Source organism: Stenotrophomonas sp. WED208 (genome assembly GCF_040984485.1).
GTDB lineage: Bacteria > Pseudomonadota > Gammaproteobacteria > Xanthomonadales > Xanthomonadaceae > Stenotrophomonas > Stenotrophomonas riyadhensis.
On sequence record NZ_JAZARB010000002.1, the window covers coordinates 367,683 to 377,595 of the forward strand.

Annotated in this window: 9 protein-coding genes; 6 read left to right on the forward strand and 3 right to left on the reverse strand. The window is 67.5% G+C overall.

The window, feature by feature from the left end:
• Positions 1-89 precede the first annotated feature (89 nt).
• Positions 90-869: a TSUP family transporter gene (locus tag VPH47_RS21220; RefSeq protein WP_164162829.1), complete on the reverse strand. Its 780-nt coding sequence runs from the start codon at positions 867-869 to the stop codon at positions 90-92.
• 102 nt (positions 870-971) lie between these two features.
• Here VPH47_RS21220 and VPH47_RS21225 point away from each other — a divergent pair, with 102 nt between their 5' ends.
• Positions 972-1,364, forward strand: coding sequence for a YchJ family protein (locus VPH47_RS21225; RefSeq protein WP_180854316.1), 393 nt, complete (start codon positions 972-974; stop codon positions 1,362-1,364).
• Between the two features lie 3 nt (positions 1,365-1,367).
• On the opposite strand, the gene VPH47_RS21230 is transcribed toward VPH47_RS21225, so the two are convergent.
• A complete protein-coding gene (locus tag VPH47_RS21230) occupies positions 1,368-2,648 on the reverse strand; it encodes a diguanylate cyclase (protein WP_368851756.1) in 1,281 nt (426 codons plus the stop codon).
• A 149-nt stretch (positions 2,649-2,797) separates the two neighbouring features.
• Here VPH47_RS21230 and egtB point away from each other — a divergent pair, with 149 nt between their 5' ends.
• The 5 genes from egtB to VPH47_RS21255 all read left to right on the forward strand — a co-directional run bounded on the left by egtB (position 2,798) and on the right by VPH47_RS21255 (position 8,125).
• A complete protein-coding gene (gene egtB / locus VPH47_RS21235) occupies positions 2,798-4,069 on the forward strand; it encodes an ergothioneine biosynthesis protein EgtB (RefSeq protein ID WP_368851757.1) in 1,272 nt (423 codons plus the stop codon).
• Entirely contained in the window at positions 4,066-5,040 is a 975-nt protein-coding gene (gene egtD, locus VPH47_RS21240) for an L-histidine N(alpha)-methyltransferase (RefSeq protein WP_368851758.1), read from the forward strand. Before egtB ends, egtD begins: the two co-directional genes overlap by 4 nt.
• 84 nt (positions 5,041-5,124) lie before the next feature.
• Positions 5,125-6,393 (forward strand): lytic murein transglycosylase, encoded by a 1,269-nt coding sequence (locus VPH47_RS21245; protein ID WP_180860972.1) that lies wholly within the window; start codon positions 5,125-5,127, stop codon positions 6,391-6,393.
• A gap of 40 nt (positions 6,394-6,433) precedes the next feature.
• On the forward strand, positions 6,434-7,300 hold the full coding sequence (locus tag VPH47_RS21250) for a D-hexose-6-phosphate mutarotase (protein ID WP_197611670.1): 867 nt from the start codon (positions 6,434-6,436) through the stop codon (positions 7,298-7,300).
• Positions 7,301-7,351: 51 nt separating this feature from the next.
• Positions 7,352-8,125 carry a DUF2628 domain-containing protein gene (locus VPH47_RS21255; RefSeq protein WP_368851759.1) on the forward strand — a complete coding sequence of 258 codons (774 nt, stop codon included), beginning with the start codon at positions 7,352-7,354 and terminating at the stop codon, positions 8,123-8,125.
• Between the two features lie 6 nt (positions 8,126-8,131).
• On the opposite strand, the gene VPH47_RS21260 is transcribed toward VPH47_RS21255, so the two are convergent.
• Positions 8,132-9,319 carry a benzoate/H(+) symporter BenE family transporter gene (locus VPH47_RS21260; RefSeq protein ID WP_110714198.1) on the reverse strand — a complete coding sequence of 396 codons (1,188 nt, stop codon included), beginning with the start codon at positions 9,317-9,319 and terminating at the stop codon, positions 8,132-8,134.
• Positions 9,320-9,913 lie beyond the last annotated feature (594 nt).

The window sequence follows — 9,913 nt, forward strand, 5'->3', positions numbered from 1 at the left end:
CCTGTAGAGCCGAGCCATGCTCGGCTGCTCTTCGCGATCGGAAACCGTGTGCCAACCAAGGTTGGCACCTACCGGATCATGACGCTCGTTCACGCTCCGCGGAACGTATCCCACGCCATCCGCGCGATCAGCACCACCACCAGCCCCACGAACAGCTTGCGGATGAACGGCGTACCGCCCTTCAGCGCCAGCCGCGTGCCCACCACCGAACCGATGATGTTGGCCGCCGCCATCGGCAGCGCGAACAGCCACAGGATGTTGCCGGTCGGCACGAAGAACGAGATCGCTGCAACATTCGTCGCCAGGTTCACCACCTTCGACGCCGCCGAGGCGCGCAGGAAATCCAGGCCGAAGAAGCGCACGAACAGGAAGATCAGGAAGCTGCCGGTGCCCGGCCCGAAGAAGCCATCGTAGAAGCCGATCGCTGCACCGATCGCCAGCGCGATCACCAGCTCGCGGCGGCCGATTTCCTGCGGCCGGTGCAGCGCGCCGAAGTCCTTTTTCCACAACGTGTAGGCCAGCATCGCGATCAGCAGCACCAGCACCAGTGGGCGCACCGCGTCCTTGGGCAGCAGGCTCACCGCAGTGGCCCCGGCGAAGGAGAAGACGAAGGCGGTGCCGGCCGCGAACAGCACCGGCTTCCACGGGAAGCGCACGTTGCGCGCATAGCGCCAGGCAGCCGCACCGGTGCCGAACATCGAACTGAACTTGTTGGTACCAAACAGCATCGCCGGCGTCTGCTGCGGCAGCACCGTGAACAGGCCGGGCAGCTGCACCAGGCCACCGCCACCCACGGCGGCATCCACAAGACCGGCGATGAAGGCGATCACCACCAGCCACCACAACTCAGGGGGAACCAGTTCCAGCACGGCGATCAATCAAGGTGGGGGCGCGACAGCATACGCCTGTCCTGCTTCAGCTGGCCCGTGCCGCGCGTGGATCAATCCGCGCAACCCGGCGACAATGCCGGCATGAGCCGAAAACCCGCCGATCCCTGTCCCTGTGGCCTGCCCGCCGACTATGCTGCCTGCTGCGGCCGTTTCCATGCCGGTGAGGCCGCGCCCGATGCCGAGCGCCTGATGCGTTCGCGTTACAGCGCCTACGTGCGCGGTCTGGCCGACTACCTGCGCCAGAGCTGGCATCCGGACACGCGTCCGGCCGAGTTGTCGCTGGATGATGCGCCCGGCCAGCGTACCCATTGGCTGGGCCTGACCGTACACGAGCACACCGTCACCGGTACCGACAGCGCCGACGTCCGCTTCACCGCGCGCTATCGCGTCGGCGGCGGCAGTGCGGTCAAGATGACCGAACACAGCCGCTTCCAGCGCATCGACGGCCGCTGGTACTACCTCGACGCGGTCTGAGCCTCAGCCGCCACGCATGGCCAGCACGCGCTGGCCGGCATGCGCGTGCACCTGGTTGCGACCCCCGTCCTTGGCCACGTACAGCGCCTGGTCGGCGGCCTTGACCACCGCCATCGGGCGCGGATCCACATGGCTGTCGGCCAGGCCGATGCTCACCGTCACCTGTACCACCTGGCCGCTGCCACCGCGTCCGCGCTGCTGGCGGCCGGCTTCGTCATCGCGGCTGCGGGTGCTGCGGTCGCGCAGCTGCATGCGGGTCTCCTCGATGCTCTGCCGCAGCGCCTCCACGGCATCCATGCAGGCCGCCGCCAGGCGGTCCAGGAACACCACCGCGAACTCCTCACCGCCATAGCGGAACGCCCGCCCACCGTCGCCAACCTTCGCCAGGCGCGAGGCCACCAGGCGCAGCACATCGTCGCCGGTGTCATGGCCGTGGGTATCGTTGAACGATTTGAAGTGGTCCACGTCCACCATCGCGATGCTGTAGGTGCCGCGTGCCCGCTGCAGGGTCTCGTTGAATGCCCGGCGTCCGGGCAGGCCGGTCAGCTCATCGCGGAAGGCCATGTGGAAGGACTCCTGCAGCATCGCACCCAGCATCAGCAGCAGGGCGGCACTGCTCAGCGCCGGTAGCAGCACCGGGTGCAGGAACACCCGTGGCAGCATCCACCACAGGCACAGCAGGGCCAGCAGCATCGCCGTATGCAGTGGGCGCGGGTGCCGCCACGCCTGCCAGCCCAGCGCAGCGGTGGCCAGCAGCAACAGCACTGCCGGCAACTGCGCGAGCGCGTTCCAATCGGCCGGGATCCACGCCCAGTGGCGGTTCGACAGCAGATCGTGCATGCCACGTGGCTGCTGCGCGGCCAACAGCAGGAAGATCATCAACGCGGTGCCGCTGGCAATGCCGCGCAGCAGCAGGTCCTGGCGTCGGCGCCCGCGCTCCGGCCACAACGCCAGCCCGGCGAACAACAGCGGCAACCAGGCCGAGATGGCATGGAAGCGCAGCGGCGTCAGCGCGGCGACATGGCCACTGCGCAGGTAGCCAGCGACGTCCTGGTGCAGCAGCGCGAACATCACCGCCACGACCAGCAGCAGGCACAGCGTGCGCACCTGGTGGTAGAGCAGGGCCAGACCGGCACCGAGGCAGGCCAGCAGCCACGGCAGGACGCGCTGCGCCGAGCTGGCCACGTCCGCGGTATCCAATGCGGTCCACACCACCACGGCAACCAGCACGGCGGGCAGCACGAACAGGTAATGCGCAGGCTGGCGGAGCGGATGCAGGGGCAAGCAGGAATTCCAGCGCGGTGACGACGCGGCCGCAGCACTGCCGTTAGCGGCGTGCGTGCCTGCATCTTGAATGCGGGGGCCCATCCATGTGAACAAAGTGACGCCGAACCATGACATCGCACTCACCGCCCTGCGCCGATGCTGCCCACATGGACAGCGTACCCGCCGCCGTCGCTGCCCCGCAGCACGATCTCGCCCGCCAGTTCGCCCATGTACGGACGCGCAGCCTGCAGCTGGCCGCGCCGCTCAGTGCCGAGGACGCCATGCTGCAGAGCATGGCTGACGCCAGCCCGAGCAAATGGCACCTGGCCCACACCACCTGGTTCTTCGAACGCTTCGTGCTGGCGGGTTTCGCCACCGCGCCAGCGCATGACCCGGCCTGGGACTACCTGTTCAACAGCTACTACAAGAGCATCGGCCCGGCGCATGCGCGGCCACAGCGCGGGTTGCTGTCGCGGCCCTCGCTGCAGCAGGTGCGCGACTACCGCCAGCAGGTCGATGCACAGGTGCAATCGCGGTTGGCGGCGGGCGATCTCGATGAGCAGGCGCTGCAGCACCTGCAGTTGGGCCTGCAGCACGAACAGCAGCACCAGGAACTGCTGCTCACCGACATCAAGCATGCGTTCTGGTGCAACCCGCTGCAGCCACCGTATCGCGAGGATCTGCGGCCCGTCGCCAGCGTCGCCACTGCGCAGGGCTGGGTCGAATCACCCGAGCGCATCGTCACCGTCGGCGCCGCAGCCTGGCCGCAGCACACCGCGTTCGCCTACGACAACGAAGCGCCAGCGCACCGCGTGCTGCTCCCCGCGCATGCATTGGCCGAGCGTCCCGTCAGCAATGCCGAGTACCGCGCCTTCATCGACGCCGGCGGCTACCACGAACCGCGCTGGTGGCTCAGTGAAGGCTGGGCATTGCGTGAAGCCGAGGACTGGCGGCATCCGCTGTACTGGGATGACGTCCTGCAGCGCGAGTACACCCTGGGCGGTTGGCGCGAACTGGATCCGCACGCGCCGGTCTGCCACCTCAGCTACTACGAGGCCGATGCCTGCGCCCGCTGGGCCGGCGCGCGCCTGCCCAGCGAGTACGAGTGGGAAGCCGCTGCCGCGTCGCAGCCGTTGCGGGGACATTTCGCCGATGACGACCGGCTGCACCCGCAGGCAGCGCAGGGCAGTGGAATGCGGCAGCTGTTCGGCGATGTCTGGGAATGGACCCACAGCGCGTATGGCGCCTACCCGGGCTTCCGCCCCTTCGCCGGCAACCTCGGTGAGTACAACGGCAAGTTCATGTGCGGGCAGTGGGTGCTGCGTGGTGGCAGCTGCGCCACGCCCCGCGGCCATGTGCGCGCCAGCTACCGCAACTTCTTCATGCCGCCGGCGCGCTGGCAGTTTTCCGGACTGCGCCTGGCCAGGGACCTCACATGAGCACCGTGCATGACGCGCTGCAGGCATTGACCGATCTCACCCCCGGGCGCCAGCAGATCCTCTCCGACGTGGTGGCCGGGTTGTCGCGCACGCCCCGGCAGCTGCCGTCCAAGTACTTCTACGATGCGCGTGGCTCGCGCCTGTTCGAGCAGATCACCCAGACTCCCGAGTACTACCCCACGCGGACCGAGTTGGCCCTGCTGGCGCGTGTGCTGCCGGACATTGCCCGGACCGTTGGACCACGCCTGCATGTGGTGGAGCTGGGCAGCGGCAGCGGACGCAAGACCGCGCAGCTGCTGGCCGCACTGCACGACCCTGTGGCCTACACGCCGATCGAGATCTCGCGGGCCGCGCTGCTGTCCAGCATCGACCATCTGGCACCGGCGCTGCCCGAGGTGGAGATGCTGCCGGTCTGTGCCGACTTCACCCGCCCCGTGGCTGTGCCCATGCCTGAACGCGAACCCGCGCGACGGCTGCTGTTCTTCCCCGGTTCCACGCTGGGCAACTTTGAAGGCGAAGACGCGGTCGCACTGCTGCGGGCGATGCGCCAGACCATGGGCCGCGACGGCCTGGCCCTGGTCGGCATCGACCTGCACAAGGACCCGGCGCTGATCGAAGCGGCCTACAACGATGCGCAGGGCGTCACTGCCGCATTCACCCTCAACCTGCTGGCCCGGCTCAACCGCGAGATCGGCAGCGACTTCGACCTCGACGGCTTCCGCCACCGTGCCCGTTACAGCATCGCGCGGCTGCGCATCGAAACCGATCTGGTCAGCCGCTGGGCGCAGGATGTGCATCTGGATGGCCGCAGCTTCCACGTTGCCGCCGACGAACCGATCCGCGTGGAGTATAGCCACAAGTACACCGACCACAGCTTCGAAGCGCTGCTGCAGCAGGCGGGCCTGCAGGTCATGCAGCGCTGGGACGCCGACAGTCCCGCCTATGGCCTGCGCCTGCTGCGCACCGCCTAGGGCGGACGGCCAGCGGGTGCCGCTTCAGGTTCAGCGACGCCGGTGCCCCTAAGATGGCCGTGCAACGGCAACACGGAGGACGCCATGCCCATTCTGACCACGCTCGGCCTGGCGGCCGCTCTCGCCTCGCCCCCCGCGTTGCCTGCAGCACCGGATGCCAGCGTCGATCCGGCCTTCAGCCGCTGCCTGACGGGCCTGCAGGCCACGGCCGCCAGCCAGGGCATCAGTGCCGATCGCTTCAATGAAATCACCGCCGGGCTCACCCCGGACCCCAGTGTGCTTGGCCTGCTCGATGCGCAGCCGGAATTCACCACGCCGATCTGGGACTACCTGGCCGCGCTGGTCGATCGCCAGCGCGTGGCTGATGGTCGCGCCATGCTGGAGCAGCATCGCGACCTGCTCGATCGGGTGTCGGCGCAGTACGGTGTCGATGCCGCCACCATCGTCGCGGTCTGGGGCGTGGAGAGCGACTACGGCCGCGTGTTCGGCAAACGTCCCCTGCTGCAGTCACTGGCCACGCTGTCCTGCGCCGGCCGTCGCCAGCCGTTCTTCCGCGGTGAACTGCTGGCGCTGCTCAAGCTGATCGACCGCGGAGACCTGCAGGCACAGGGGCTCACCGGTTCCTGGGCCGGTGCCTTCGGGCACACCCAGTTCATGCCCAGCACCTATGCACGCATTGCCGTGGACGGGGATGGCGATGGCCGCCGCGATCTGGTCGGTAGCATTCCCGATGCACTGGCCTCCACTGCCAACTACCTCAAGCGCGCCGGCTGGCGCAGTGGCGAGCCGTGGGGCATGGAAGTTCGCGTTCCCGCTGGCTTCAACGCCAGCCAGGCCGGACGTACCCAGCGTCGTGCCCTGGCCGACTGGCGTGCGCAGGGCGTGACCGCGCTGGACGGCAGCGTGCTGGCTCCGGCCAACCTGCCCGCCGACGCGCGCGCCGCCCTGCTGCTGCCGGCCGGCAACAAGGGCCCCGCGTTGCTGGTGTTCCGCAACTACGACGCGATCTACAGCTACAACGCGGCTGAAAGCTATGCGCTGGCGATCGCCACGCTGGCCGACCAGCTGCGTGGCGGCAGCGGGTTGGCCACCGCCTGGCCGACCGACGACCCGGGCCTGGGCCGCGATGAGCGCCGCCAGCTGCAGGCCCTGCTGCTGGCGCGTGGCTACGACATCGGCAGCGCCGACGGCATGATCGGTACTGCCACCCGTCGCGCGATCCAGTCCGAGCAGCAGCGCCTCGGCTGGGCCAATGCCGATGGGCGTGCCGGGCAACGCATTCTGCATGCACTGCAGGAAGAGGCCGCTGCTGCAGCACCCAGCGCGCAGAAGGCCTTGCCCCAGGCACGCTGACCGCGACATCATCGCCGCGGTCTTCAAGGAGCGTCATCGCATGCAGTCGAATCCGGACATCAGCAGCGGCCTGTATCACGGGCTGGAGGCCTGGCACGTGCGCACCCCCAGCGCGACGGCGGTCATCAGCGTGTTCGGCGGACAGCTGCTGTCGTTCATTCCGGAGGGGCAGCCGGACCTGCTGTGGCTGTCGCCCACGCGCGCCGCACTGCCGACGCCGATCCGCGGTGGTGTGCCGGTGTGCTGGCCGTGGTTTGGCCGCCAGGGCCAGAACAATGATGTGCCCGCGCATGGCCTGGTGCGCACCGCGCGCTGGGAGCTGCAGCAGGTACAGCAGGACGACGCGGGAGAGCTGGTGCTGCAGCTGGCGCCGCCATTGCCTGCCGATCTCGGCTTGTGCCTGCAGATGCAGCTGCGCATCGGCCACCAGCTGCACCAGCAGTTGACCACCGGGAACGCTGGAACATCGTCGGTGACCTTCACCCAGGCCCTGCACAGCTATTTCCGGGTAGGCGATGCCGAGCGCGTCGAGGTCGATGGTCTCGATGGCCTGCAGTATCTGGACAAGTACGAGGACTATGCGCAGTCGCGCCAGCAGCAGGGGCCGTGGTCACTGCGTGATCCACGTGATCCCGGCCGCAGTGATCGCATCTATACCGGTGCCAAGGGGCACTACGTACTGCGCGATCCGGTCCTGCAGCGGCGGATCGAGGTCCGCAGCGAAGGCAGCCAGACGCTGGTGGCCTGGAATCCCGGTGCGGAGGCGGCAGCGAAAATGGCCGATGTCGGCGAGGGCTGGCGTGATTACGTCTGCCTGGAGGTGGCCAATGCCGGCCCCGACCAGATCACGCTTGCGCCGGGCGCGCGCCATCAATTGATACAGACCCTGGCCAGTACCCCGCTGTAGTGGGGGGCCGGCAGTCCCGTTTTGAAGAAGTGACCCGAAAGGATGGAGAACATGCAGGAAGCACAGTGGTGGTATGCCAACAGCAGGCAGAGCGAAGGACCGGTGGACCTGGCCGGCCTGCGTCGCCTGCAGCAGGACGGGACGGTGACGGCGCGCACGCTGCTCTGGTGCGAAGGCATGCCGTCGTGGCGGCCGTTGGCGGAGCTGGATCAGGCCGCAACGCGGGTCGAGGTGGCTCCGGTCCTGGATATCGACGCAGCGCCTGCGGCTGAGGGCATTGCGCCGAGTGTCGGCGATCCGTCCGATCCCTATCGTGCGCCAGTTGCGGCACCGGAGACGGCTGCGGCGGCTGGGCTGGAGGGCGACATGGCGCTGTATGCCAGTGTGGTCGGTGGCAACTTCCCGATCTATCGCCAGCGTTGGCGGTTGGATCAGGGCATCGCCACGGGCAGTGGCACCTGGCACTGGCCGGCATTCCTGCTCGGCCTGATCTGGATGATGTATCGCAAGATGTACCGCCTGGCGGCGATGTGGGTTGGCCTGCTGCTGCTGGTCAGCGTGGTCGAGACCCTGCTGGATGTGCCGGATGGCCTGTCGCTGGTCATCACCTTCGCGCTCAGCATCACCACCGGGATCTTTGGCAACAGCTGGTACCTGGCACACTGCCAGCGCCTGATCGCCCAGGCCCGTACCGTGACCGGCGGCGATGATGCACGGCTGCGCAGCGAGCTGAGCGCACGCGGCGGCACCAGCGTGGTCGCCACGCTGGTCGCCATCGTCATCGCGGTGGTGCTGAGCATCGTGGGTGCCGCATTGGCGGGGTAGGCCGGGTCAGCGGCCCTGACCGGGCCGCAGCACCAGCAGGCACAGCGCACCGGCTACCAGGCCCCAGAACGCCGAGCCGATGCCGGCCAGTGAGACGCCCGAGGCGGTCACCAGGAAGGTGACCAGTGCCGCCTCGCGGTCCCGCTCAAGCGCCAGCGCACTGGCCAGACTGTTGGCGATGGTGCCGAACAGCGCGATACCGGCCACGCAGGCCACCAGTTCCTTCGGGAAGGCGGCGAACAGGGCCGCCACGGTGGCACCGAACAATCCGATGATGATGTAGAAGGCGCCTGCCGCCATGGCCGCGGTATAGCGCCGTGCCGGGTCCTCATGTGCATCGCGGCCCATGCAGATCGCGGCGGTGATCGCCGCCAGGTTCAGCGCATACGCACCGAACGGCGCCAGCAGGGTGTTGACCACACCGATCCAGCCGATCAGCGGTGATACCGGGGCGTCATAACCGGACGCACGCATCACTGCCACGCCCGGAATGTTCTGCGAGGCCATGGTGACCACGAACAGGGGCAGGGCGATGCCAGCCACGGCGGTCCAGGACAAGGACGGGGTCACCCATTGCGGTACCGCCAGTTGCAGCTGCACCTGCTGTGCGTGCAGCAGGCCACGGCTGGCCGCGACCGCGATGCCGACCAGCAGGGTGGCGATGACCGCATAGCGCGGGAACAGGCGGCGTCCGGCCAGCCAGGTGGCGAACATGGCCAGCGCCAGTACCAGCTGGGTGTTCATGGCCACGAACACGTCCAGACCGAAGCGCAGCAGCACCCCGGCCAGCATGCCGGCGGCCAGCGCCATCGGCACCCGCTGCATCAACCGGGCGAAGATGCCGGAGAAGCCAGCCAGCATGCCCAGCACCGCGGCGAGCAGGAATGCACCGGTGGCCTCGGAAAGCGATGCGCCGCCGGCACCGACCACCAGCATCGCCGCGCCCGGTGTCGACCATGCGGTCACCACCGGTACCCGATAGCGCAGTGACAGCCCGATGCAGGTGACACCCATGCCCAGTCCCAGTGCCCACATCCATGAGGCGATCTGCGCCTGGTCAGCACCGACGGCCTGTGCCGCCTGGAACACGATGACGGCCGAACTGGCGAAGCCGACCAGCACAGTAATGAAGCCGGCAACGAGGGCCGGTACTGAAAGGTCGCGCCACCACGCTTGCCGCACCTGCATGTTCATTGCCGTCTCTCCACCGTGCATCCGTGCATTGATAGCCCTTGTGGCGTTGACCGCGCAACGCGCGGTCAACGCCACAGTGATCTTCGAGCGTACGTCATGCGTGATGTTGCGTTGGCTCTGTCATCACCCTGCAAAAAAATGCTTGACGAAATCTGCAGGATCTCTAGAATTCGCTCCCTTGCTGCAGCGCACCGCTTCTTCGGAAACGGCACGCGAACAGCAACGCCACCACCGACGAACGAGATGATCGAACGAAGGTGTTGACGGACTCGAAAAGTCCGGCATAATAGGCGGCTCGCAACGACGAAAGACCTTCGGGTCCAACGACGAAGCAGCATCGGCAACAACGTCCACTCCGGTGAGACGGCCTTGAAAAAAGGTGTTGACGAAGCGGAAAAGCCGGCTATAATGGGCGGCTCGCTACGAAGGAAACTTCGCAGCACACGGGAACGGCGCTGAGGCCACTTCCCCGGATCTTTGAAAGTATGCGCAGGTATCTTGTGAAGGCGCCTGCAGGAAGGATGATTGTCCATCTTGCAGACGTTTGATCAAGCAACTATTAATTGTTTTAAAGCAAGCGATACGTTGCCAGAA